The sequence below is a fragment of the Streptomyces galbus genome (genome assembly GCF_005280195.1).
In the GTDB taxonomy this organism is placed as follows: Bacteria; Actinomycetota; Actinomycetes; order Streptomycetales; family Streptomycetaceae; genus Streptomyces; species Streptomyces galbus.
In genome coordinates, this window is the sequence record NZ_SZPR01000012.1 from 184,813 (window position 1) to 208,324 (window position 23,512).

Annotated in this window: 21 protein-coding genes and 2 pseudogenes; 13 read left to right on the forward strand and 10 right to left on the reverse strand. The window is 72.6% G+C overall.

Annotated elements, in window-relative coordinates:
• The first annotated feature begins 42 nt into the window (after positions 1-42).
• Entirely contained in the window at positions 43-795 is a 753-nt protein-coding gene (locus tag E4U92_RS13840) for a helix-turn-helix transcriptional regulator (protein WP_137300675.1), read from the forward strand.
• A 245-nt stretch (positions 796-1,040) separates the two neighbouring features.
• Here E4U92_RS13840 and E4U92_RS13850 read toward each other — a convergent pair whose 3' ends face one another.
• Positions 1,041-1,481 carry an ATP-binding protein gene (locus E4U92_RS13850; protein WP_168725110.1) on the reverse strand — a complete coding sequence of 147 codons (441 nt, stop codon included), beginning with the start codon at positions 1,479-1,481 and terminating at the stop codon, positions 1,041-1,043.
• A 142-nt stretch (positions 1,482-1,623) separates the two neighbouring features.
• Here E4U92_RS13850 and E4U92_RS37240 point away from each other — a divergent pair, with 142 nt between their 5' ends.
• From E4U92_RS37240 to E4U92_RS13880, 6 genes and pseudogenes are all read left to right on the forward strand, one after another.
• Complete coding sequence (locus E4U92_RS37240; RefSeq protein ID WP_373311463.1) at positions 1,624-1,833, forward strand: STAS domain-containing protein; 210 nt, start codon at positions 1,624-1,626, stop codon at positions 1,831-1,833.
• Between the two features lie 865 nt (positions 1,834-2,698).
• Complete coding sequence (locus tag E4U92_RS13860) at positions 2,699-3,031, forward strand: MerR family transcriptional regulator (protein ID WP_137300678.1); 333 nt, start codon at positions 2,699-2,701, stop codon at positions 3,029-3,031.
• Positions 3,032-3,089: 58 nt separating this feature from the next.
• Positions 3,090-3,728 (forward strand): annotated as a pseudogene (locus E4U92_RS13865) (aminoglycoside phosphotransferase family protein).
• A gap of 620 nt (positions 3,729-4,348) precedes the next feature.
• Entirely contained in the window at positions 4,349-4,921 is a 573-nt protein-coding gene (locus E4U92_RS13870) for a TetR/AcrR family transcriptional regulator (protein WP_137300679.1), read from the forward strand.
• Positions 4,922-5,020: 99 nt separating this feature from the next.
• A complete protein-coding gene (locus tag E4U92_RS13875) occupies positions 5,021-6,199 on the forward strand; it encodes an acyl-CoA dehydrogenase family protein (RefSeq protein ID WP_137300680.1) in 1,179 nt (392 codons plus the stop codon).
• Positions 6,200-6,201: 2 nt separating this feature from the next.
• On the forward strand, positions 6,202-6,963 hold the full coding sequence (locus E4U92_RS13880) for an SDR family NAD(P)-dependent oxidoreductase (RefSeq protein WP_137301101.1): 762 nt from the start codon (positions 6,202-6,204) through the stop codon (positions 6,961-6,963).
• Here the strand turns inward: E4U92_RS13880 and E4U92_RS13885 are convergent.
• Positions 6,960-7,456 (reverse strand): annotated as a pseudogene (locus tag E4U92_RS13885) (UTRA domain-containing protein). The gene E4U92_RS13880 and the pseudogene E4U92_RS13885 overlap by 4 nt on opposite strands.
• A 299-nt stretch (positions 7,457-7,755) precedes the next feature.
• On the opposite strand from E4U92_RS13885, the gene E4U92_RS13890 reads away from it, so the two are divergent.
• The 4 genes from E4U92_RS13890 (at position 7,756) to E4U92_RS13905 (ending at position 12,247) form a co-directional block, all read left to right on the forward strand.
• Positions 7,756-8,775, forward strand: coding sequence for a sugar ABC transporter substrate-binding protein (locus tag E4U92_RS13890; RefSeq protein ID WP_137300681.1), 1,020 nt, complete (start codon positions 7,756-7,758; stop codon positions 8,773-8,775).
• Complete coding sequence (locus E4U92_RS13895) at positions 8,775-9,851, forward strand: ABC transporter permease (protein WP_137300682.1); 1,077 nt, start codon at positions 8,775-8,777, stop codon at positions 9,849-9,851. Before E4U92_RS13890 ends, E4U92_RS13895 begins: the two co-directional genes overlap by 1 nt.
• Before the next feature lie 5 nt (positions 9,852-9,856).
• Positions 9,857-10,768, forward strand: a complete 912-nt coding sequence (locus E4U92_RS13900) for an ATP-binding cassette domain-containing protein (RefSeq protein WP_137300683.1) — start codon at positions 9,857-9,859, stop codon at positions 10,766-10,768.
• A gap of 222 nt (positions 10,769-10,990) precedes the next feature.
• Positions 10,991-12,247, forward strand: a complete 1,257-nt coding sequence (locus E4U92_RS13905) for a serine hydrolase domain-containing protein (protein ID WP_137300684.1) — start codon at positions 10,991-10,993, stop codon at positions 12,245-12,247.
• Between the two features lie 33 nt (positions 12,248-12,280).
• On the opposite strand, the gene E4U92_RS13910 is transcribed toward E4U92_RS13905, so the two are convergent.
• The 3 genes from E4U92_RS13910 to E4U92_RS13920 form a co-directional block, all read right to left on the reverse strand.
• Positions 12,281-13,285 carry a Gfo/Idh/MocA family protein gene (locus E4U92_RS13910; RefSeq protein WP_137300685.1) on the reverse strand — a complete coding sequence of 335 codons (1,005 nt, stop codon included), beginning with the start codon at positions 13,283-13,285 and terminating at the stop codon, positions 12,281-12,283.
• A 79-nt stretch (positions 13,286-13,364) separates the two neighbouring features.
• A complete protein-coding gene (locus E4U92_RS13915) occupies positions 13,365-14,141 on the reverse strand; it encodes an SDR family oxidoreductase (RefSeq protein ID WP_137300686.1) in 777 nt (258 codons plus the stop codon).
• A gap of 68 nt (positions 14,142-14,209) precedes the next feature.
• Positions 14,210-15,376, reverse strand: coding sequence for a phytanoyl-CoA dioxygenase family protein (locus E4U92_RS13920; RefSeq protein ID WP_137300687.1), 1,167 nt, complete (start codon positions 15,374-15,376; stop codon positions 14,210-14,212).
• Positions 15,377-15,567: 191 nt separating this feature from the next.
• Between E4U92_RS13920 and E4U92_RS13925 the strand changes: the two genes are divergently transcribed.
• A complete protein-coding gene (locus tag E4U92_RS13925; protein WP_137300688.1) occupies positions 15,568-16,599 on the forward strand; it encodes a LacI family DNA-binding transcriptional regulator in 1,032 nt (343 codons plus the stop codon).
• Between the two features lie 31 nt (positions 16,600-16,630).
• Here E4U92_RS13925 and E4U92_RS13930 read toward each other — a convergent pair whose 3' ends face one another.
• A complete protein-coding gene (locus E4U92_RS13930) occupies positions 16,631-17,209 on the reverse strand; it encodes a TetR/AcrR family transcriptional regulator (protein ID WP_137300689.1) in 579 nt (192 codons plus the stop codon).
• Between the two features lie 200 nt (positions 17,210-17,409).
• Here E4U92_RS13930 and E4U92_RS13935 point away from each other — a divergent pair, with 200 nt between their 5' ends.
• Entirely contained in the window at positions 17,410-18,906 is a 1,497-nt protein-coding gene (locus E4U92_RS13935) for an MFS transporter (protein WP_229862015.1), read from the forward strand.
• 155 nt (positions 18,907-19,061) lie between these two features.
• On the opposite strand, the gene E4U92_RS13940 is transcribed toward E4U92_RS13935, so the two are convergent.
• The 4 genes from E4U92_RS13940 to E4U92_RS13955 all read right to left on the reverse strand — a co-directional run bounded on the left by E4U92_RS13940 (position 19,062) and on the right by E4U92_RS13955 (position 23,436).
• Positions 19,062-19,886 (reverse strand): DUF1684 domain-containing protein, encoded by an 825-nt coding sequence (locus tag E4U92_RS13940; protein WP_137300690.1) that lies wholly within the window; start codon positions 19,884-19,886, stop codon positions 19,062-19,064.
• Positions 19,887-20,006: 120 nt separating this feature from the next.
• The gene (locus tag E4U92_RS13945; protein WP_137300691.1) at positions 20,007-20,933 is read right to left on the reverse strand and encodes an LLM class F420-dependent oxidoreductase; all 927 of its coding nucleotides are present in this window, start codon (positions 20,931-20,933) and stop codon (positions 20,007-20,009) included.
• A gap of 5 nt (positions 20,934-20,938) precedes the next feature.
• Complete coding sequence (locus E4U92_RS13950) at positions 20,939-22,339, reverse strand: NtaA/DmoA family FMN-dependent monooxygenase (RefSeq protein ID WP_137300692.1); 1,401 nt, start codon at positions 22,337-22,339, stop codon at positions 20,939-20,941.
• The gene (locus E4U92_RS13955; RefSeq protein WP_137300693.1) at positions 22,336-23,436 is read right to left on the reverse strand and encodes an LLM class flavin-dependent oxidoreductase; all 1,101 of its coding nucleotides are present in this window, start codon (positions 23,434-23,436) and stop codon (positions 22,336-22,338) included. The genes E4U92_RS13950 and E4U92_RS13955 overlap by 4 nt, the downstream gene beginning before the upstream one ends.
• Positions 23,437-23,512 lie beyond the last annotated feature (76 nt).

Here is a 23,512-nt window from a genome sequence, read left to right on the forward strand (position 1 = left end):
TGAAGTCTTTGTGCCCATGAGGTTGGGAGTTACTGTGGTCCGGTGGCTTCCGATCAGACAGCACGGGCCGACAGGTCCGGCAGCGCCATAGACTCCGTCAGCGTCCTGAGCGAGGACTCGCGCCGGCGCATGTTCGCCTTCATCCGCCGGGCGGGCCGTGCCGTGACTCGCGACGAGGCCGCCGCCAGCGTCGGCATATCCAGCAAGCTCGCCGCCTTCCACCTCGACAAACTCGTCGACGCGGGCCTGCTGCGTGCCCGCTACGAGACGCCTGGCGGGATCCGCAAGGTGGGCAGGCGGCCGAAGGTCTACGAGCCCACCGACGCTCAGATCACCGTGAGCATCCCCGACCGGCGCCACGAACTCCTCGCGGACCTTCTCCTTGACGCCGTCCTGACCGAAGAGGCCGACGAGAACGCCACACAGTCGGCCCTGCGGGCCGCCGAAGCACGCGGCCGCCGGCTGGGCGAAGCCGCACGGCAGGAAACCCGCCCCGGACGCCTGGGCCCCGAGCGCGGGCTGACCGCCTGCGAGGGCCTGCTGGAGGAGTACGGCTACGAGCCCGTCCGGGAAACCTCCACCCTGCTCCGGCTGCGCAACTGCCCCTTCCACCCGCTGGCCGCGAAGGCCCCCGAGCTCGTGTGCGGCATGAACCAGGCGTTTCTGAGCGGCTGCCTCACCGGCCTCAACGCCAACGGGCTTCAGGCCGTTCTGGCCCCCGAGTCCGGCGAATGCTGCGTGCGGCTCTGCCCGAGCGACCCCGGCCGTGCCGACCAGACACCGGCGGATCGCTGACGCCACAGCGGCCAGCAGGGACGGGGGTGCGTTCGCCCGGCGTCACCAGCCGTATGCGGGGGTCGGTCAGGCGCGCCGTCACCGCCTCCCGGTCCTCGGCCAGCAGCAGGTACTCGCTCCCTATGACCTTGGCCGTGCTGTCGTCACCGTCGCGCTGGACGCCCGTGAACACCCTTGTCCCTGCTCCGTCCGCGACGGGGTGATGCCTGTTCGGGGCGCACCGACACCGGCTAGTGCGACCAGGGTCATGCCAGGGGGATGCAGGCGTGGACGCGTTTGCCGCCTGGTACACGTTCTGCTTGGAACCGTGAACACAGGGCTGTCACAATCTCGATGCCGTGGCCGCCGATGCGGCGGGGGTCGCGGGGCAGGCGTGTGGGGAGCTGAGCGCTGGTGTCCCAGACGGTCACCTCCACTTCATGCTTGGTGCAGGTGAGGTCGAGCAGCCGGGGGCCGTCGTCGTGACGTGTGGCGTTGGTGATCAGCTCACTGACGACAAGCATGACGTCGCCGGCGGTCCGGTCCGACAGCATGCCGGTGCGGCGGGAGATGTCCGCCAGGAAGTCATGGGTCAGATCGCGGGCGACCGCGATGCTGTCGGGGACGTCGTCGTAGTCGGCACGCCGGTGCAGCACGACATCCGGCCTGGCGGGCAGAGGAGCGTCGATGAAGGGATAGTCGCTCACCGGCGTCTCCTCACCCATCTCGTCCGGAACGTGTGATCACTGCCAAGTACGTGTACCCCTCAAGGGCTGGCTGTCACCCGGGGGCGGTGAACTCGGATCCGCCCTGTTCAGCGCGCTGCGTGTGGATCCGCTGCCCTGCCTGGTGGTCCTCGACCCCAGCGGTCTGACGTTCTGCGACTCCAGCGGCCCGAACCTCCTCCCGCGTGTCCGTCTGGAAGCCGAGGACCGATCGATCACACTCCGCCTGGTCTGCCGCGGGGCCACTGTGCTGCGCCTGTTGAGGACCACCGGCACGGACTCTCTTTCGACTTCGGTGACAGCCCAGGGTCCCTGCAGGGGTGGACAGCCATGAGATCCCTTAAGGACTGGTCGGGGTCGCCCGGGTCAACGCGACCGCGACGCCTCACGCGTGCGCCGTCCGGTCTCCCGGTGGCCCACTCGGCCTTCCCCTGCTGGGCGGACTCCATCTGTCCCCCTGTCACTGCTCGAGGTCGCCTACTTCACGCCGCACACAGAAAATCTGTGTTGGCTGAAGTAGACATTCGATAATGGAGTGGTTACGGTTTCTTTCGTAGCTCAGAGAGACAGAAGGGCCTGGCAGACATGAACTGCCAGGAAGCAGTGCGTAGTTGCAGTTCGCAGGGCGGTGCGGTGGTGGAGTTCCGGAGCCAGGGTTGTAGGACGGTGACGGGACTGACGACTGGACCGGGTGGCCCGCAGTGATCAGGGGCCGCCGTGAGCAGTACCGCAGTGGCAGTACCCGCAAGTGAAGTTCGCAGTACGCAGCAGTGCAGTCAGTGAGCGGTACCTCGGTGAAGGCGTCGGCTGCGGACGCGCGCACCGGGAGGTTCGGCAGTGGGGTTCTGAGCCGCAGACGCAGGACGGGCTACGGGACCGGCTGCCGAAGAGTGGCGCTGTGACAGGCCACGGAGCAGGTCGCATCACCAGCAGTACCAGCAATTGAGGGAATGAACGGAGGAATTGGGCGCCATCAGGATCGCCCGGGCGGAAGTCCTGAGCCCGGGTACCGCAGGACATCGATAGTGAGGTGGTCTCCGGTCGAGCAACCGCGATCCCAGCACTCCCGGCAGCATCTCGACCGGGCGTGCGGTGACAGAAGGCCGGCGCATCAACAGGGCCGGCAGATGGTGTAGCAGTTCCTTCGGGCCCTGGCGCCGTACGGCGCCAGGGCCCTCCACGCGTTTCAGAGAGGTTCGATGACAGCAGACGACTCGTACAGCCGTCTCGACGACGACGACTACCCCGCCTACACCATGGGCAGGGCCGCCGACATGCTCGGCACCACGCAGGGCTTCCTGCGCGCCCTCGGCGACCACCGCCTCATCACCCCCTTGCGATCCGCAGGCGGACACCGCCGCTACTCCCGCTACCAGCTGCGCATCGCCGCCCGCGCCCGGGAACTCGTCGACCAGGGAACCCCGATCGAGGCCGCCTGCCGCATCATCGTCCTCGAGGACCAGCTCGAGGAAGCCCAGCGCATCAACGCCGAATACCGCCGCAAAGCGGCCCCGCACGCAGCCGCCACCTGACACGCGGTCCGCGATGCCGCGCCGCCCCCACACATCCGCCCTCCAAGAACATGAGCGCATGATCGCCGAAGGCACTGAGCCGCCGCTCCATGGGCAGAAGCCTCAGCCCGGGCCGGGCAACCCGCCCCGAACCTCGCGTATCCCGGCGATCGATGCGCCTCCCGTAACAACAGGCCGGCTGACTGCCGCCAACGGCCTGGAAGGCCGGGTGGAGGGGGCTGCGGCCGCGCCGCAGAACACGGCGCGGCCCGAGCTGTGGCAGCGGGCCGTCGACGTCATCCGGCGCGAACCGCCCGCTTTGCGGCCTTGTTTCCTGCACCGGGACTTCCATCCGGGCAACGTCCTCTTCGAGGGCGAGGGGGACGACGTCCGTATCAGCGGTGTGGTCGACTGGGTGGAGACCTCGTGGGGACCGGCCGACCTCGATGTGGCCCACTGCTCGACGGCTCTGGCTCTGCTCCACGGGGTCTCGCTATGAATGACCTTCGCGGACCGGTACCTCGCCGCGGGCGGACGCCTCGCCGAGCCGTGTGCGGCGTACCTGTACTGGCGGGTCATCGATGCCCTGGCATTCGCCCCGGACTCGGAGAAGGTCGCCGTACCCTGGCGCGAACTCGGCCGCGCTGACCTGGACCCCGCCCTTCTGAGCAGCAGACTCGAGGAGTACCTCCACGCTCTGTTCGAGCGCTACGCGTAGGTCGCTGGGAACAGACGCCTGAGCAGAGGGGTTGCGTCCCCGTCCCACGCTCACCGAACCGCGGCACTTGCCCGATGCCGATGTCCGTGCGGAGGCGGTGCGGGCTGGCAGAGTGGCGGACTCGTCAGTGCCTCGATCCCTTGCTGCCGGGTCGCCGGACTGCTCCGGCCAGAGGCGTCGGCAGATCCCGGCTCGTCCGATCGAACGACGACCGGTTTCCCGGGTCGAGGGGATGCCAGTCACCGGCGGCCCGGGGGTCAATGCTCTCCGGGCGGTCCAAGCCTGACCTGAGGCAGGGGTATGTCACGTATCCCTTCATGGGATGTGACGGGCCACCGCATCCATCGCCGTATCCGGCAGAGAACCGCTCGCCTCCCGCAGCGTCCTCCGCAGCCTGCCATCGCCCACCCCGCCGAGGGTCCGGGTCCGGCAGCAACGGCTCGATCGGAGCCGAGGGGGAGGCCGGCGAGGTTGCCGTTGACGGTGTCGGTCCCACCGGCCACGCTGCTATCACGCGCGGCAACTTGCCGAGCCAGGGGTCCCGATGATCCGGAAGAAACTCCCCAGGGGCCGCCGGGGCCACGATCCGCGGTGCGCCCGGGCGCGGATAGGCTGGGCGCATGTCGCCCACCCGCCGTACCGCCCGCCAGGCCGACCTGCTGGAACGACTCGTGGCGCTGCTGACGGCCCAGGGCTTCTCCGACCTCACCCTCGACGACCTCGCCGAACGGCTGCGCTGCTCCAAGACGACCCTGTACCAGCTCGCCCGCAGCAAGCAGGGCCTCGTCGTGGAGGCGGTCAAGCACTACTTCCGGGGGGCCACGGAGGCGGTGGAGAAGCGGGTCGCCCAGACCGCCGACCCCTCCGACCGGGTACGGGCCTACCTGACCGCCGTCGCCGAGCAGCTCCGGCCCCTCTCGCGCCGCTTCCTCGACGACGTGGCGGACTTCCCGCCCGCGCGCGAGGTGTACGAGGCCAACACCCGGATGGCGGCCGAACGGGTGCGGCAGCTCATCGCCGACGGCGTCTCGGACGGCGCCTTCCGGGACGTGCACACCGCCTTCGTGGGCGAGGTCGCCGCGGCCACCATGCGGCAGATCCAGCAGGGCGAGCTGAAGGCGCGCACCGGGCTGAGCGACGCCGAGGCGTACGAGCAGCTCGCCTCGCTGATCGTGCACGCCGTCTCGTCCTGACCTGGAATCCGGCTGGAGCGGGCTACTGCGTCACGCCCCCTTGCCGTACGCTGAATGATACTGTCGTACTCCTTTCAGTATCGTTCCGTGGAGGTCACCATGCCTGCCACTCGTGCCCTGCCGACCGAGGAAGCCGTCGAGCTCATCCAGCTCACGCGCATCCTCGCCGCCAAGGAACTCGCACCCCGGGTCGCCGAGGCGGAGGCCGACGAGACGTTCCCCCGGGACGTCTTCCGCACGCTCGGCCGCAGCGGGCTGCTCGGTCTGCCCTTCGCCGAGGAGCACGGCGGGGCGGGCCAGCCGTACGAGGTCTACCTCCAGGTGCTGGAGGAGATCGCCGCGGTCTGGTCCAGCGTCGCCGTCGGTGTCTCGGTGCACGCGCTGTCGTGCTTCCCGCTGTCCCGCTTCGGCACCCCCGAGCAGCAGGCCCAGTGGCTGCCCGACATGCTGGGCGGCGAGCTCCTCGGCGCCTACTGCCTGTCCGAGCCGCACGCCGGCTCCGACCCGGCCGCGATGCGCACGCGCGCGGTGCGCGACGGCGACCACTACGTCCTCGACGGCGCCAAGGCGTGGACCACGCACGGCGGGCACGCCGACTTCTACACGGTGATGGCCCGCACCTCCGAGGACCGCACCCGTGGCGTGTCCTGCTTCCTCGTCCCGGCCGGCACGCCCGGCCTGAGCGCCGACCCGCCCGAGCGCAAGATGGGCCTGACCGGTTCCGCCACCGCCACCATGCGGCTGGACGGCGTCCGGGTGCCCGTGGAGCGGCGCATCGGCCAGGAGGGCGAGGGGCTGAAGATCGCGCTGGCCTCGCTGGACTGCGGCCGGCTCGGCATCTCCGCCGTGGCCACCGGCCTCGCCCAGGGCGCCCTGGACCACGCCGTGCGCTACGCCCGCGAGCGCGAGACCTTCGGCAAGCCGATCATCGAGCACCAGGGCCTGGCCTTCGTCCTCGCCGACATGGGCGCCGCCGTCGAGTCCAGCCGCGCCATCGCGCTGGCCGCCGCACGGCTGAAGGACCAGGGGCTGCCCTTCACGCGCGAGGCGTCGATCGCCAAACTCGTGGCGACCGACAACGCGATGAAGGTGACCACGGACGCGGTGCAGGTGCTCGGCGGGTACGGCTACACGCGCGACTTCCCCGTCGAGCGCTACATGCGCGAGGCCAAGGTCATGCAGATCTTCGAAGGAACCAACCAGATCCAGCGCATGATCATCTCTCGTGCGCTGGACCGGAGCGAGGGCGGTGTGCTCACCGTCCTCGGCAAGGAGTGATGATGCAGCTCGACAACACCGCCGCCCTCGTCACCGGCGGTGCGTCCGGCCTGGGCGCGGCCACCGCGAAGGCCCTCGCCGAGCGCGGCGCGCGGGTCTTCGCCCTGGACCTGAAGGACGCCGTGGACGGGGCCCCCGAGGTGGCCGGCGTCACCTACCTGGCCGCCGACGTCACCGACCCCGAGCAGGTGCGCACCGCCGTCGCCGCCGCGGCCGGCGCGGGCGTCCCGCTGCGCACGGTCGTCAACTGCGCGGGCATCGGCCCGTCCATGCGCATCCTCGGCAAGAAGGGCCCGCACGACCTCGCGCTGTACGCGAAGGTGATCCAGATCAACCTGATCGGCACCTTCAACGTCATGACGCTCGCCGCCGAGGCCATCGCGCGGACCGAGCCGGTCGACGAGCACGGGCAGCGCGGCGTCGTCGTCAACACCGCCTCCATCGCCGCCTACGACGGCCAGATCGGCCAGGCCGCCTACGCCTCCTCCAAGGGCGGCGTCGTCGGCCTGACCCTGCCGGCCGCGCGCGACCTCGCGCAGTACGGCATCCGGGTGTGCACCATCGCCCCGGGCATCGTGGACACCCCGATGATGGCCACGGTCTCCGAGGAGTTCCGCACCTCGCTCGCCCAGGGCGTGCCCTTCCCGCACCGGTTCGCCCGGCCCGAGGAGTACGCCGAGCTGGCCCTCGCGATCGTCGGCCACGACTACCTCAACGGCGAGACCGTCCGCATGGACGGCGCCCTGCGCATGGCGCCCCGCTAGGGATCGCCCGGCGCCCCGGCTGCCGGCTGCCGGTCCCGTCGTAACGGCCGGACCAGCAGCCGGAAGTCGAAGGCGTACCGGGACGCGCGGTAGACGTGCGTGCCGTACTCGACCGCCCGCCCGGTGTCGTCGTACGCCGTGCGCCGCATGGTCAGCAGGGCCGCCCCCTCGGCCTCGTCGAGGCGGGCGGCCTCCTCGCCCGTGGCGGAGCGGGCCCCGATCGTCTGCCGGGCGCTGTGCAGGGTGATGCCCCTGGCCCGCATCATGCGGTACAGGCCGGTCGACTCCAGCTACCCAGGCCCGGCCGTGCCGACAGGTCGATCTCGTTGCCCAGGAGGTCGCCCGGGGTCAGCGCCCCGTGCTCGATCGCCGTCTCGAGCTGCCGGGCGAGCTGGTGGCAGAGCGGGACCGGGCTGCCGCGGTCCAGGGTGAAGCGCAGGGCGTCGACCGCGGAGCCCGGCAGGGTACGCGCGCGGTCACCGGTCCTCGGCATCGGTGGCACCTCCTCGGACGGGAGTGGTGAGGGGTACGTGCGTGCGCCGGGGGTAGAGATCATCCGCGCGTCGCGGCTGCGGGACCCGGCCCCTCAGGTGTAGGCCCCGCCGACCAGGACTGTCCATGGTTTGTACTTACATTCTGACCTTGGTCTGCAATGATGTCTTAACAAAGTATTGACAGGGGGCGCGTCAGGGAATTGGATTCCGTCCCAACAGCGCACCGCGCCGGGTCCCGGATCCTCGCGATCCTCTCCCGAATCCGCAGTTTCCCCACCGCACAGTGAGGTGCAGGAAGATGGACCGCTCTTCTCCCTCCCGCTCCCGCAGAACCGCCCCGGTCGTGGCCATGGCCGCGGCGGTGGCCCTGACCCTCGCCGGCTGCTCCAGCAGCTCCGGCGGCAAGAAGGCCGAGGAGGGAGACGCCGACGCCTCCGCGGGCAAGGCAGGCACCCCCCGGATGACCGTGGCCCTGGTGACCCACCAGTCGCCCGGCGACACGTTCTGGGACATCGTCCGCAAGGGCGCCGAGGCCGCAGCGGCCAAGGACAACATCAAGCTCGTCTACTCGGCCGACCCCAACGCCGGCAACCAGGCCAACCTCGTGCAGAACGCGATCGACCAGAAGGTCGACGGCATCGCGGTCACGCTCGCCAAGCCGGACGCCCTCAAGAGCGTCGCCGGCAAGGCCAAGGCGGCGGGCATCCCGGTCGTCGGCCTGAACTCCGGCGTGAGCGACTGGAAGAAGCTCGGCCTGCTGGAGTTCTTCGGCCAGGACGAGACGGTGGCCGGCGAGGCGCTCGGCAACAAGCTGAACTCGGTGGGCGCCAAGAAGGCCGTCTGTGTCATCCAGGAGCAGGGCAACGTCGGCCTGACCCAGCGCTGCGACGGCGTGAAGAAGACCTTCTCCGGCACGCTGGAGACCCTGTACGTCAACGGCACCGACATGCCCTCGGTGAAGTCGACGATCACCGCCAAGCTCAAGCAGAACCCCTCCCTCGACCACGTGATCGCGCTCGGCGCCCCCATCGCGCTGACCGCGGTGCAGTCGGTGTCGGACGCCGGCAGCAAGGCGAAGGTCGCCACCTTCGACCTCAACAAGAGCCTCACCGGCGCGATCTCCAAGGGCACCATCGAGTTCGCCGTCGACCAGCAGCCCTACCTCCAGGGCTACCTGGCGATCGACTCGCTGTGGCTCTACAAGAACAACGGCAACTACATGGGCGGCGGTGAGCAGCCGGTGCTGACCGGCCCGGCCTTCGTCGACAAGTCCAACGTCGACTCGGTCGCCGGCTTCGCCGCGAAGGGCACCCGGTGATGAGCATGACCCAGCAGGCAGGGCCGGCGGTGGGCACACCGCCGGCCCCCGGCCCCCGGGAGAAGGACGGCCGGACCGCACGACGCCCGCTCGCCCTGCGCCTGTTGGCCCGCCCCGAGGTCGGGGTGTTCCTGGGCGCCGTGGCGGTGCTGATCTTCTTCCTGATCGCTGCCCCGACCCTGCGCCAGGGCAGCTCCATGGCCACCGTCCTCTACCAGTCGTCCACCATCGGCATCATGGCGCTGCCCGTGGCCCTGCTGATGATCGGCGGCGAGTTCGACCTCTCGGCCGGCGTCGCCGTCATCACCTCCGCGCTCACCGCCAGCATGCTCAGCTTCCAGCTCACGGTGAACGTGTGGACCGGCGTCCTCGTGGCGCTCCTGCTGTCCCTCGCCATCGGCTGGTTCAACGGCTGGATGGTGATCAGGACGGGACTGCCGAGCTTCCTGGTCACCCTGGGCACGTTCCTGATCCTGCAGGGCGTCAACCTCGCGGTGACCAAGCTCGTCACCGGCAACGTCGCCACCGACGACATCAGCGACATGGACGGCTTCGACCAGGCCAGGAAGGTCTTCGCCTCCTCCTTCGACGTCGGCGGGGTCCAGGTGAAGATCACGGTGGTGTGGTGGCTCGTCTTCGCCGCCCTCGCCACGTGGGTGCTGCTGCGCACCAAGTACGGCAACTGGATCTTCGCGGTCGGCGGCAACAAGGAGAGCGCCCGCGCCGTCGGCGTCCCGGTGACCTTCACCAAGATCACGCTGTTCATGACCGTGGGCTTCGGCGCCTGGTTCGTCGGCATGCACAACCTGTTCTCCTTCAACACCGTCCAGTCCGGCGAGGGCGTCGGCCAGGAGCTGATCTACATCGCCGCGGCCGTCATCGGCGGCTGTCTGCTCACCGGCGGCGCCGGCTCGGCCATCGGCCCGGTCTTCGGCGCCTTCATGTTCGGCATGGTGAACCAGGGCATCGTCTTCGCCGGCTGGAACCCCGACTGGTTCAAGGCGTTCCTCGGCGTGATGCTGCTCGGCGCCGTCCTGATCAATCTGTGGGTCCAGCGCACGGCGACCCGGAGGTGACCGCGATGACGAACGACGACACACACGGCGCGATCCTCGCCGACGACAGCGTGCCCGGCAGCGCCGACGGCGCCCTGGTCGAACTGCGCGGCGCGGGCAAGTCCTACGGCAACATCCGCGCCCTGCACGGCGTCGACCTGACGGTGTACCCGGGCCGGGTGACGTGCGTGCTCGGCGACAACGGCGCCGGCAAGTCCACGCTCATCAAGATCGTTTCCGGGCTGCACCAGCACACCGAGGGCGAGTTCCTCGTCGACGGCGAGCCCGTGCGCTTCAGCACCCCGCGCGAGGCCCTCGACCGCGGCATCGCCACCGTCTACCAGGACCTGGCGACCGTGCCGCTCATGCCGGTGTGGCGCAACTTCTTCCTCGGCTCGGAGATGACCAAGGGCCCCTGGCCCGTACGGCGCCTCGACATCGCCCGGATGAAGCAGACCGCCGACGAGGAACTGCGCAACATGGGCATCGTCCTCGACGACCTGGAACAGCCCATCGGCACCCTCTCCGGCGGCCAGCGGCAGAGCGTCGCCATCGCCCGCGCCGTCTACTTCGGCGCCCGCGTGCTCATCCTCGACGAGCCCACCGCCGCCCTCGGCGTCAAGCAGTCCGGTGTGGTCCTGAAGTACATCGCCGCCGCCCGCGACCGCGGCCTCGGCGTCATCTTCATCACCCACAACCCGCACCACGCCTACATGGTCGGCGACCACTTCAGCGTCCTGCGCCTGGGCACCCTGGAACTGTCCGCCGCGCGCAGCGACGTCAGCCTGGAGGAACTGACCAACCACATGGCCGGGGGCGCCGAACTCGCCGCGCTCAAACATGAGTTGGCCCAGGTCCGCGGCGTCGACGTGGAAGGGCTCCCCGAGGAGGCGGACCTCGGCGCGCCCGCGGCGAACACCTCCCGGAGGACCGCCTGACAGCAGCCGGGGGCCGCGGTACGGGGCACCGCCCCGGCCGCGGCCACGGCTGGCGGCGCAGAGCACCCCCGGGCCCCGGCACGCTCTCGACAGGACGGCGCGCGGGGGCGCTCCTATGCTGGTCGGTACGGGAATCGTCCGGCGCTTCGCCGCCTTCTGTCCCGCCGCCCTCCACGACGACGCGGGACCGGTCCTCACGCGTCCATCCAGGGGAGTGCACCCATGTCGCCTGCGTCCGTACGACTGCGCAGGGGGATCGTCGTCGCCGCCGCGGTGGGAGCGCTGGTGGTGCCCCTCGCCCAGGCCACCGCGGTGCCCCAGTCCCCGCCGGCGTCCCTCGCCGCGGCCGGCCGGTCCTCACCCTCCCCGTCCCCGACCCCGTCCGGGGGCGTCGTCGAACTGACCCCCGCCGTGCAGCGGCAGCTCGACGACGCGGTCCAGCAGGTGATGAAGGAGGCGGACGTCCCCGGCGTCACCGTCGGCGTCTGGACCCCCGACAAGGGCGAGTACGTGAAGTCCTTCGGGGTCGCCGACAAGAACACCGGCCGCCCGATGACGCCCGACCTGTACCTGCGCATCGGCAGCGAGACCAAGACGTTCACCGTCACGGCGCTGCTGCAACTCGTCGACCAGGGCAAGGTCGGCCTGGACGACACCATCGGCAAGTACATCGAGGGCGTCCCCAACGGCGACAAGATCACCCTGCGCCAGCTCGCCGGGATGCGCAGCGGGCTGTTCAACTACTCGCAGGACGAAGCCTTCTTCAAGGCCCTCACGTCCGACCCGCAACGCCACTTCAGCCCGCAGGAACTGCTCGACTACGCCTTCAAGCACCCGGTGCTCTTCCCGCCGGGCCAGAAGTTCTACTACTCCAACACCAACCTGATCCTGCTCGGCCTGGTGGTCGAGAAGATGTCCGGGCAGCAGCTCGCCGGCTACATCCACGACCACATCCTGCAGCCCGCCGGACTGGACCACACGTCCTTCCCGGTCGGCACCGAGTTCCCCGATCCGCACGCGCAGGGCTACACGAACCAGACCGCGACCGGCCAGGTCGAGGACACCGCCGACTGGAACCCCTCCTGGGCCTGGGCGGCCGGCGCGATGATCTCCCAGCTCCAGGACCTGCGGGTGTGGGCGCGCACCGTCGCCACCGGCCAACTCCCCGACGGTGACCGGATGGTCAGCGCCGCCACGCAGAAGCAGCGGCTCACCACACCCCCGACGTCCATCCCCGGCGCCGGGTACGGCCTCGGGATCTTCGACGTCCAGGGGTGGATCGGCCACAACGGCTCACTGCCCGGCTACGAGTCGCTGACCATCTACCTGCCGTCGGCGCAGGCCACCTTGGTGGTCATGCTGAACACCGACATCAACTACAAGAACCAGGAGCCCAGCACCGTGTTCGGCGACGCGATCACCCGGATCATCTCGCCCGGCCACGTGTTCGATCTGCCGGCGGAACCGGCGGCCCATTGACGGGCCGTACCGGCCACCGCAGCTGCCGGCTCGTCAGCCGCCGCGCACCTCCGCGAGCGTCACCGGCCGGTGCTCGTGCAGCGACAGCGTGCACGCCTCCGCGATCCAGCCCGCCTCCAGCGCGTCCTCGATCGTGCACGGGGAGAGCCGGGTGCCGGCCACCACCTCGGTGAACGCGGTGAGTTCGGCCCGGTACGCCGCGGTGAAGCGGTCCATGAAGAAGTCGTGCGGGGTGCCCGCCGGGAAGGTCACGCCGGGCTCGACCGAACGCAGCGGCAGCTTGTCCTCCAGGCCCACCGCGATGGAGTCCCGGAAGCCGTGGATCTCCATGCGCACGTCGTAGCCCCGGCCGTTGTGGCGGGAGTTGGACACCACCGCGAGGGTGCCGTCGTCGAGGGTGAGGACCGCGCCGGTGGTGTCGGCGTCGCCCGCCTCCCGGATGAAGTCCGCGCCCCGGTTGCCGCCGACGGCGTACACCTCGGTGACCTCGCGGCCGGTGACCCAGCGGATGATGTCGAAGTCGTGCACCGAGCAGTCCCGGAAGATGCCCCCCGAGGCGGCCACGTAGGCCGCGGGCGGCGGCGCCGGGTCGAGCGTGGTGGACCGCACCGTGTGCAGCGTGCCGAGTTCACCCCCGCGCACGGCGGCCCGGGCGGCGACGAAGCCCGCGTCGAAGCGGCGGTTGTAGCCGATCTGGATCGGCACGTCCGCGTCCCGCACGGCCCGCAGCACCTCGACGCCCTCGCCCATGGTCCGGGCGACGGGCTTCTCGCAGAAGACGGGGACGCCGGCCTCGACGCCGGCGCGGATCAGGGCCGGGTGGGCGTCCGTGGCCGCCGCGACGACGATGCCGTCCACCCCGGCGGCCAGCAGGGCCTCGGGGGAGTCCGCGACCTCGGCGCCGAACCGTTCGGCGGCGGCCTTGGCGGCGTCCGCGAACGGGTCGGCGACGACGAGCGAGTCGACGGCGTCGAGTCCGGAGAGGGTCTCGGCGTGGAAGGCGCCGATGCGGCCGAGGCCGAGGATTCCGATGCGCATGGGTGCGGCTCCTGGGTGCGGGGTGAACGGGGTCCGGCAGGGGGGGCCCGGCCCGGCAGGGACGGGCTGGTCGAGGCCGCTAGTCGAGGCCGCCCAGGACGTTCTGGTCCCAGTCGATCACCGAACCGGTGACCACGCCCGACCGGTCGGACAGCAGGAACACCACGAAGTCGGCGATCTCGTCCGGCCGGCCCAGCCTGCCCATCGGCAGCCCGGCCGCGGCCCGCTCGCGCCAGTCGTCGCCCGCGCCGTGGAACGCCCGCTGGGTGGCGTCCTCGCCCTCGGTCGCCGTCCAGCCGATGTTCAGGCCGTTGATCCGCACGCGGTCCCAGCGGTGGGCGTGGGCGGCGTTGCGGGTCAGGCCGGCCAGCCCGGCCTTGGCGGCGACGTACGGCGCGAGGAAGGGCTGGCCGCCGTGCGCCGACGAGGTGATGATGTTGACGATCGTGCCCGGGGCCCCGCGGGCGACCATGTCCGCCACCGCCGCCTGCATCGCGAAGAACGGCCCCTTGAGGTTGACCGCCACGTGCTGGTCGAACAGCTCGGGCGTGGTGTCCAGCAGGGTGCCCCGTGCGGTCAGCCCCGCCGAGTTCACCAGGCAGTCGATCCGGCCGTGGGCCCCGGTCACCCGGGCCACGGCGGCCTTCGCCTGCCCGGCGTCGGCGAGATCGGCCCGTACGTACATCGCCCTGCCGCCCGCCGCCGTCAGCTCGGCCGCCAGCGCCTCGCCGGGCTCCGGCCGGCGTCCGCTGACGGCGACGGCCGCGCCCTCGCGGACCGCGGCCCGGGCGATCGCGGCCCCCACGCCCTGGCTGCCGCCGTTGACCAGGACGACCTTGTCGTCGAGAAGTCCCATCCGTGTCCCTGCCTCCTGTGCGTCCCGTGCGGGCCGTGCGCTCGGTGCCGGCCCGGCGTTCCCGGCCCTCAGCCCGTCGGCCGGCTCTCGCGGCGCCGCGCTCCCGCGCGCAGCGCGTCCCGCAGGACGTCGGGCGTCCAGCGCTCCTCGAGGGCCCGCCGTACGGTGTCGGCCTGGGACGGCGGGGCCAGTCCCTCGACGGGCGGGTCGCTGTCCAGGTTGGTGGGGAAGGGGTAGCCCTCCGCGCAGGCGGCGACGACCCGCTCCAGCCAGGCCGGGTCCGCGCCCTCGTCGGCGCGCTTGAGCAGCACCGGGTACACGGCGTTGCAGACGGCCTCCCGGTCGACGCTCTCCATGGCCCGCCCGAACGCCGAGGACACCTGGAGCAGGTTGGCCGTGCGCCGTACGTCGGCGGTGACGTTGCCGCCCGCGGCGTGGAAGACGGCCGGGTTGAAGAAGGCGGCGTCGCCCTTGGCCAGCGGGAGCTGGACGCGGTGCGCGTCGAAGTACTCCTGGAACTCGGGCAGCCGCCAGGCGAGGTAACCGGGCTCGTAGCGCTGGGAGTGGGGCAGGTACAGGGTGGGGCCCGACTCCGGCGGCATGTCGCCGTGGGCCACCGCACCCTGGAGGGTCAGCACGGGGGAGAGGCGGTGCACGTGCGCCGGGTAGGCGGCCGCGGCCTCGTCCGAGAGGAACCCCAGGTGGTAGTCGCGGTGGGCGGTCTGGGCCGCACCGCCCGGGTTGACGACGTTGACCTGTGAGGTGACCTGGTAGCCCGGGCCGAGCCAGGCCGTGCAGACCAGCGCCAGGACGTCGTTGGCGTAGTAGTCGGCGAACGTCTCGGCGTCGTACAGGGCCGTCTTCTCCAGGGCGTTCCACACGCGGTCGTTGGCGCCCGGCCTCGCGAAGTGGTCGCCGGCCGTGGCGCCGGAGGCGTGCTGGTCCGCGATCAGCGCGTCGAAGACCGCCGACATCCGGTCCACCACGACCGGGTCGGGGAAGGCGCCCCGGACGACCACGACGCCGGGGCCGTCGGACAGCGCCCGCACCAGCTCGGCGGAGACCGCCCCGGGGCCGGCGGCCCGCAGCCGCCCGCTGTCGTAGACGAGCACGCCGTGCTCGGCGGACTCGGCGTGCGGGTAGTCGGCGGGGTCGGTGGTGCGCTCGACCAGCGCGCGGAAGGCGTCGAGGGAGCAGTCCTGCCGGGACAGCCGGGCGCCGGGGGCTCGGGACATCGTCGTCCTTCCGGTCGGGGGGGGCGGAACGGGGAGGGCCGCGGTCACGGCCGGCGGTCGCGTCGCGGGGGGCGGCGCGGTGACGGGCCGTGCGGCTCTGTCATTCTTGTCAGTACAAACCCCTCGAACAACCGTCAGCAGTCCATCAAAAACCCCTCAAGCCGACGGACCACACCTGCGAGGAGCCCGCCGTGGGTCACCCCTTCCCCCTCCGCGAGATCGCACGTCAGGCGGGTCTGAGCGAGGCCACCGTGGACCGCGTCCTCAACGGCCGGGGAGGGGTCCGCGCCTCCACCGCCCAGGAGGTGCACCGGGCCATCGCCGACCTCGACCGGCAGCGCACGCAGGTGCGGCTGGTGGGCCGTACGTTCATGGTCGACATCGTGATGCAGGCGCCGGAGCGGTTCTCGACCGCCGTGCGCGCCGCCCTGGAGGCCGAACTGCCGTCGCTGCACCCGGCGGTGCTGCGCTCGCGCTTCCACTTCCGCGAGACCGCGCAGGCGGCGGAACTGGTGCGCATCCTGGACCGGATCGCCCGGCGCGGCTCGCAGGGCGTGATCCTCAAGGCCCCGGACGTGCCCGAGGTGACCGCCGCCGTCGGCCGGCTGGCGGCGGCCGGCATCCCCGTCGTCACGCTGGTCACCGACCTGCCGGCGAGCGCCCGCGTGGGCTACGTCGGGATCGACGACCGCGCCGCCGGGGCCACCGCCGCCTACCTCATGGGGCAGTGGCTCGGCGACCGGCCCGGCCACGTGCTGATCAGCCTCAGCAGCGGCTTCTTCCGCAACGAGGAGGAGCGCGAGATGGGCTTCCGCGCGGTGATGCGCGCGCGGCACCCCGAGCGCGCCCTGGTCGAGATCACCGAGGGGCAGGGCCTGGACGCCACCCAGTACGACCTCGTACGGGCCGCCCTCGCCCGCGACCCGGAGATCCGCGCCGTCTACTCCATCGGCGGCGGCAACATCGCCACCCTGCGCGCCTTCGCGGACGTGGGCCGCGCGTGCGCGGTGTTCGTCGCGCACGACCTCGACCACGACAACACCCGGCTGCTGCGCGAGCACCGGCTGTCCGCGGTGCTCCACCACGACCTGCGCCAGGACCTGCGGCAGGCGTGCCGCCTCGTGATGCGCGCCCACGGCGCGCTGCCGCCGGCCGGGCCGACGCTGCCCTCCGCGATCCAGGTGGTCACGCCGTACAACATGCCGACGGCGGCTCCCGCCTGAGCGGCCCGCGCGGTCGGCCGTGCCTCGGGGCTCAGCGCCGGGTGCGGACACCGTCCAGGGCGATGGCGAGGACGCGGTCGCGCTGCTCGTCGTCGGTGAAGTGGGTGGCGCTGATGCCGGCGACCATGCGCAGCAGGTCACCGAAGTCCATGTCGGGGCGCGCCTCCCCGGCCTGCTGGGCGCGCTCGAAGAGCGGGCCGCCCGCCGCGTACATCGAGTCCCGGCACACGCCGAGGATCTCCGACTCGCCCTCCAGGGCCTCGCGCACCGCGCGCTTGGTCACCATGTAGCCCGCGAACCGGTCGAGCCAGGCGGTCAGGGCCTCCCAGGGCTCCCGGTCGGCGACCTCCAGGGCCGCCTGGCACAGGGCGTCGACCTCGTCGGCGTAGACGCTCTCGAAGAGGGCGCGGCGGGTCGGGAAGTTGCGGTACAGGGTGCCGATGCCGACGCCCGCGCGCCGGGCGATGTCCTCCAGGGAGGCGTCCGCGCCGTTCTCCGCGAACGCCTCGCGGGCGGCGGCGAGCAGCGCGTCGAAGTTGCGGGCGGCGTCCTTGCGGTGGGGGCGCTGCGCCGCGACGATCGCGCTGACGGGGAACGACGGGGTCGTCACGGTGCCTCCCAGGGGCGGGGTCTACGGAGGGTACGGGTTCTCTGGACGGGCGGCGATCTGCGGGCGAAACGGAGGGGGTCCTCCGATACGAGTTGAACCGGAGGGGTGCCTCCGCTAGAGTGGAGGGGTACCTCCACTTTAGCAGTGCGGGAGGGCCGGCGCGTCCTGCGCGGCCTCCCGCGCGTCCGGAGAGGCCCCTCATGCCCCGCACCTCCACCCGCCTCACCTTCGCGGTCCTCGCGACCGGTGCCGGCGTGTTCTCCATGCTCCAGTCGCTGATCGCGCCGGCCCTGCCGACCGTCCAGCACGCCCTGCACACCTCGCAGTCCACCGCGACCTGGGTGATGACGGCCTACCTGCTGTCCGCCTCGGTCTTCACCCCGATCCTCGGCCGGGTCGGCGACCTCATCGGCAAGAAGCGCACCCTCGTCGCGGTGCTGCTCGCCGTCCTGGCCGGCTGTCTGCTCGCCGCGCTCGCGCCGAGCATCGGCGTCCTCATCGTCGCCCGTGTCGTCCAGGGCATCGGCGGCGCCCTGTTCCCGCTGTCCTTCGGCATCATCCGGGACGAGTTCGCGCCCTCCCGCGTCCCCGGCAGCATCAGCAACCTGTCCGCCGTGATCGCCGCCGGCGGCGGTGTCGGCATGGTGGCCGCCGGGCCCATCGTGTCCGCGCTCGACTACCGCTGGCTGTTCTGGATACCGGTCGCCATCGTGGCCGCCGCCACCCTGATCGCCGTCCGCTACGTCCCCGAGTCCCCGCGCCGCACCGGCGGCCGGGTCAACTGGCTCGGCGCCGTGCTGCTCTCGGGCTGGCTGGTCGCCCTGCTGCTGCCGCTGAGCCAGGCGGGCGTCTGGGGCTGGGGCTCGGCCCGTGTCGTCGGCCTGTTCGCCCTCTCCGCCGTCCTGTTCGCGCTGTGGCTGACCGGCGAGGCCCGCTCGCGCACCCCGCTGATCGACCTGCGCGTGATGCGGCTGCCCGCCGTGTGGACCACCAACCTCGCCGCGCTGCTGTTCGGCGCCGGCATGTACGCCATCTGGTCGTTCCTGCCGGGCTTCGTGCAGACGCCGTCGGCCGCGGGCTACGGCTTCGGCGCCAGTGTCACCGCCTCCGGGCTGCTCATGCTGCCGATGCTCGTCGCGATGTTCGTCTCCGGCGTGCTCAGCGGTCGCCTCGAACCCCGGCTCGGCGCCAAGACGTTGCTGGTCTCCGGCGCCGCGTTCGGCGCGGTCGCCCTCGCCTTCCTCGCCCTGTGGCACGACACGCAGTGGCAGATCGCCGTCGTGGCGGGCCTGTTCGGCTTCGGCATCGGCCTGGCCTTCGCCTCGATGGCCAACCTCGTCGTGGGCAGCGTCCCGGCCGAGCAGACCGGCGCCGCGACCGGCATGAACGCCAACATCCGCACCATCGGCGGCTCCATCGGCGCCGCGGTGACCGGCGTCCTGGTCACCGGCCGGCTCCAGCCCTCGGGCCTGCCGTACGAGTCCGGCTACACCCACGGCTTCACCCTGCTCGCCGTGCTGTGCCTGGCCGCGGCGCTGGCCGCGCTGCTGGTCCCGGTGCGCCGGGCCGCCGGCGGCCCGGCCGGGAAGGCGCCGCGTGCCGGCTCCGGGCCCGCCGCGCCCCGACCGGCCGAGCCGGTGCAGTCGTTGCAGCCGGTGGAGCCCGGTGCGCCGGTGGGCCCCGCGCCCCGCGGCTGACCCCGCCGCGCCACCGGGCGGGCCGCCGTGCGCCCGTACGGCCCGCAGGTTCCGCCCGTGCACGAAGGGGGCTCCCCGTCCCTCACCACGCGTGAGGAACGGGGAGCCCCCTGCCGTCCACGTCGGGACCTGCCGCATCAGGCCCCGCCGCGCGGTCAGACCCCGCCGCGCTCCCGCGGGATCTTCTGGCCGGCCTCGATCGCCACCGGCAGGCGGTTCTCCGCCGGGGGCAGCGGGCAGGTGGCCAGGTCCGTGTACGCGCACGGCAGGTTCGCGGCGCGGTTGAAGTCCAGGACCACCGTGCCGTCGGCGGCGGGCGGGTCGAGGGCCAGCGACCGGTTGGCCGCGTAGGTGGTCACCCCGGAGGTCGCGTCGGTGAACAGCACCGACAGCCGGCCCTCGCCCTGCCCCGGGAACGCCGTCAGGGACAGCGGGCGCCCCTCCCACTCGAACTCGACCCGCCCCGGGGCCTCGTACACGTGCTCCAGACCCTCGACCGCGGCGCCCACCGTGGTGGGCCGGGGCGTGTCGAACGGGACGTAGCGGCCCGTCACCACCCAGCGCGGGTCGGGGGCGTAGGCGGGCGTCCCGGTGAACGCCGTGCGCAGCGGCGCGTCCGGGTGACGGGGCCGCACGATGTCGTTGCCGCCGCGCCGGGCGACCTCGATGACGGCGTCGCCCCAGACCGCGTCGACACCGCCGCGCTCGGGCAGCACACCGAAGCGGTGCTCGCCGTGCACGGGCGTTCCGTCGACGACCAGCTCCTCCCCCTCGTCGAGCCGGACGACGACCCCCTCGGGGCCGGTGTGCCACGCACCGGGCGCGTCCGGGAAGCGCTGCGGGCGCTCGTCCAGCCAGTGCAGGCTGGTGATCGCCAGGAAGCCGTGCGGCGCGGCGAGCCGGGCCTCCTGGGCGCGGTACCACTCCAGCCAGGTCTCGGTGAAGGCGTGCAGGTCGGTCGTGGTCGCCTCGGTGGTCATGCGTTCTCCTTCGTCGGGCGGGGCCGCGGCCCCGCGCCAGGTGTGTCGGGCGGGACACCCTTCAGGGCGCGCCCCGCTTCCCGGTCCGTGCCGTGACGGGCATGCGGCCGGCCGGTGTGGTCAGCGGGCGGCCAGGTCGCCCAGGAGGTCCCAGGTGCGCCGGCGGGCCGCGTCGCCCGCGGTCTCGGTGCCCGCGAACACGACCTCGGTGGCACCGGCGTCGCGGTACCGCCGTACCTCGGCCTCGACGGTCCGCTCGTCGCCGATCACGGCGACGTCGGCGGCCCGGCGTGCGCCCGACAGCTCGATGACCCGGGCGTAGGACGGGAACTGCTCGTAGAACGCCAGGCGTTCCAGGGCCTCGGCGCGCACCGCGTCCGCGTCGTCCGTGACCACGCCGAACACCAGCGCCACGACCCGGGGCGCGGGGCGGCCCGCCGCCTCGGCCGCCCGGGTCAGCGCGGGCACGATGTGGTCGGCCAGGGCGCGCGGCCCCGCCAGGTACGGCAGGATGCCGTCGGCCAGTTCACCGCTGGCCCGCAGCGCCTGCGGGCCCATCGCGGCGACCAGCAGCGGTACCCCGCCCTCGGCCCCCGGCACCCGCGCCGGCAGCGGGGTGCGGGCGGTGAGCAGTTCGCCCTGGAAGTCGGCCGTGCCGTGCTCGGTCAACTGCCGCAGGGCGGTGAGGAACTCGCGCAGCCGGGCGATGGGGCGTTCGTAGGGCAAGCCGAAGCCGGTCTCCGTGAGCGGCTTGGTGCCCAGGGCCAGCCCGAGGTGGTAGCGGCCGTGGGTCGCCGCCTGCGCGGTCTGCGCCTGGCTGGAGACCAGCAGGGGATGACGGCCGAAGACCGGGATCGCGGAGGTGCCCACGTGCAGCCCGGGCACCTCGCGCCCCACCAGGGCCGCCAGCTGGGGCGAGTCCGCCCCGAAGGTCTGGCCGAACCAGGCCGACCGCAGTCCGGCGGCCGCCGCCTCCCTGGCCAACTCCACCGTGGCGTCGACCTGGTTGGGCGCGTCGGCCGCGTTGAGCGCCACTCCCACCGTCACGCCGCTCACCCGGCCTGACGCCGGTCGGCCGCCGACCGGTGGGTGAGGGGCTCGCGCAGGCCGAGGTGCTCGCGCAGCGTGGTGCCGGTGTACCCGGTGCGGTACACGCCGCGTTCCTGCAGCTCCGGGACGAGCAGGTCGACGATGTCGTCCAGTCCCTCGGGGATGAGGTACGGCGTGATGTTGAAGCCGTCGACGGCGCCGTGCCGCGCGTAGTGGGCGAACTTGTCGGCCAGCCCCGAGGGGGTGCCCACGTGTCCGCGCTGCGGGCCCAGGGCGATCACCGTCTCGCGCAGCGACCAGCCGTGCGCCTGCGCCTCGGCCCGCCACCGGTCCACGACCTGGCGCGGGTCGGCGACGCGCCGGGAGCCGAACGAGCCGTCGTTCTCGGTGACGACCGGGTCCTCCTTCGGCAGCGGCCCGTCGGCGTCCCGGTCGGACAGGTCGATACCCCACAGCAGCCCCGCGATGCCCAACGCCGTGGCAGGCGTGACCTGCTGCAGGCGCACCCAGCGCTTCTTCTCCTCCGCCTCCTCCTCGGTGGCACCGATGATGATCTCGGTGCCGGGGAGGATGCGCAGGTCGTCCTCGGGTCTGCCGACCGCCCGCAGCCGGCGCCGGATGTCCTCGGCGAACGCCAGCGCGTCGTCGAAGTCGCCGCCGTGGGCGGAGAAGATGACGTCCGCGTTGCGGGCGGCGAAGTCCCGTCCGTCACCCGAGTCGCCGGCCTGGAAGATCACCGGGTGCCCCTGGGGACTGCGCGGCAGGGTCGGGGCGAGGTCGACGTCGAACTGCGGGCCGCGGTGGCGGACCCGGTGCACGGCGCCCGGCCGCGACCAGGCGGGCGCGCCCGCGGAACCGGCGACCGCGCCGTCCTCCCAGCCGTCCCACAGCGCGCGGGCCACCGTCAGGAACTCCTCGGCGCGCCGGTAGCGGTCGGCGTGGTCGAGGTAGCCGCCGCGGCGGAAGTTGGCACCGGTCCAGGCGTTGTCCGTGGTCACCACGTTCCACCCGGCGCGCCCCTCGGAGAGCAGGTCGAGGCCGGACAGGCGGCGGGCGAGGTCGGCGGGCTCGTTGTAGGTGGAGTTGGAGGTGGAGACCAGCCCGATGCGCCGGGTGACCGCGGCCAGCGCGGCGAGCTGGGTGACGGCGTCCGGGCGGCCGGCCACGTCGAGGTCGTGGATGCGGCCGTCGACCTCGCGCAGCCGCAGCCCCTCACCGAGGAAGAACGCGTCGAACAGGCCGCGTTCGGCGGTCTGCGCCACACGGCGGAAGGAGGCGGGGTCGATCTGGGAGCCGCTCTCCGGGGCGGACCAGACCGTCCAGTGGTTCACGCCCTGGAAGAACACCCCGAAGTGCAGCCGGGCGTCCGGCCGGGGGACGTCGAGGGGGTCGGTGCGGGTCATCGGGCTTCCTCCAGGGCGGCCGGGGCGGCGAAGCGGTTGGCGGGGCGCTCCAGACCGAGGGTCGAGCGCAGGGACGTGCCGGGCAACGGGCGGGCGACGAGGCGCCGCTCGGACAGGGCTGGCAGGACGAGACGGGACAGCACGGGCAGGTCCTCGTCGAGCACCAGCGGCCGCAGCCGTACGCCGTCGACATGGCGGCTCAACTCGGCCAGCAGGGAAACGAGTTGCTCGGCCGGTCCGACGTGCCGCAGCCGGCCCCGGTCGGTCCACGGCGCGTGCCGCTCCAGGTCCGCCACCCGCTCGGCCCCGGTCGCGTCCGGCGTGTCCAGCGCCACCTCGACCTCGGCGAAGACCCGGGGCGTGCCCGCGCCCGCGGCGGCCGTGGCGACCCCGGCGACGTCGCGGCCCCCGACGAGGGCGACGTCGAGCAGGCCGGCGGGCACCCGCTCCGGGCGGCCCAGGACGACGAGCTGGCCCTGCGGCGGGCGCGGCACGATCGCCGGGCCCTTCACGGCGTAGGTCTCCCCGGTGAAGTCGACGTAGTGCAGGCGGTCCCGGTCGAGGTAGCGGCTGGTGGCCACCGACCGCACCACCGCGTCGTCCTCCCAGGAGTCCCACAGGGCCCGCGCCACCGTGACCCCGTCGCGCGACTCCCGGGCCCGCGCCTCGGCGCCGTCGACCGGCTCACGCCCCCAGGCGCGCGCCGCCCCGAGCAGTTCCTCCTCCGTCACGACCCACCCGGCGCGCCCGGCGGAGATGTGGTCCAGGGACGCCAACTGGCTGGAGACGTGGAAGGGTTCGGCGTACGTCACCGGGACGACCGGCGCGATCCCGATGGTGCTGGTGGACGCGGCGACGAACGCGGCGCGTTCGACCGCGCCGATCCGGCCCACCGGGTCCGGGGAACTCCCGGGCGGCAGCACGCCGTCGTCGAGGGTGATCAGGGTGAACCCGGCGTTCTCCGCGACGGCGGCGACGCGGGCCACGCGGCGCGGGGTGAGCAACTGGTCGGGCGAGTGGGCGGCGCGGCGCCAGGCCGCGGGGTGGGCGCCGTCGCCGTCGAGCTCGACGGCGAGGTGCAGGGCGGGTCCGGACAAGGCGGTTCCTTCCGGGGACACGAGTCACGCCGGTGCGGGCGGGGACTCGGCGGTACGGGGCCACGACGGGACGCCC

Coding starts and splice junctions, on each gene's coding strand:
- E4U92_RS13860 (WP_137300678.1), top strand. CDS start 2,699: ATGACAGCAGACGACTCGTACAGCCGTCTCGACGACGACGACTACCCC.
- E4U92_RS13870 (WP_137300679.1), top strand. CDS start 4,349: ATGTCGCCCACCCGCCGTACCGCCCGCCAGGCCGACCTGCTGGAACGA.
- E4U92_RS13875 (WP_137300680.1), top strand. CDS start 5,021: ATGCCTGCCACTCGTGCCCTGCCGACCGAGGAAGCCGTCGAGCTCATC.
- E4U92_RS13880 (WP_137301101.1), top strand. CDS start 6,202: ATGCAGCTCGACAACACCGCCGCCCTCGTCACCGGCGGTGCGTCCGGC.
- E4U92_RS13890 (WP_137300681.1), top strand. CDS start 7,756: ATGGACCGCTCTTCTCCCTCCCGCTCCCGCAGAACCGCCCCGGTCGTG.
- E4U92_RS13895 (WP_137300682.1), top strand. CDS start 8,775: ATGAGCATGACCCAGCAGGCAGGGCCGGCGGTGGGCACACCGCCGGCC.
- E4U92_RS13900 (WP_137300683.1), top strand. CDS start 9,857: ATGACGAACGACGACACACACGGCGCGATCCTCGCCGACGACAGCGTG.
- E4U92_RS13905 (WP_137300684.1), top strand. CDS start 10,991: ATGTCGCCTGCGTCCGTACGACTGCGCAGGGGGATCGTCGTCGCCGCC.
- E4U92_RS13910 (WP_137300685.1), bottom strand. CDS start 13,285: ATGCGCATCGGAATCCTCGGCCTCGGCCGCATCGGCGCCTTCCACGCC.
- E4U92_RS13915 (WP_137300686.1), bottom strand. CDS start 14,141: ATGGGACTTCTCGACGACAAGGTCGTCCTGGTCAACGGCGGCAGCCAG.
- E4U92_RS13920 (WP_137300687.1), bottom strand. CDS start 15,376: ATGTCCCGAGCCCCCGGCGCCCGGCTGTCCCGGCAGGACTGCTCCCTC.
- E4U92_RS13935 (WP_229862015.1), top strand. CDS start 17,410: ATGCCCCGCACCTCCACCCGCCTCACCTTCGCGGTCCTCGCGACCGGT.
- E4U92_RS13940 (WP_137300690.1), bottom strand. CDS start 19,886: ATGACCACCGAGGCGACCACGACCGACCTGCACGCCTTCACCGAGACC.
- E4U92_RS13950 (WP_137300692.1), bottom strand. CDS start 22,339: ATGACCCGCACCGACCCCCTCGACGTCCCCCGGCCGGACGCCCGGCTG.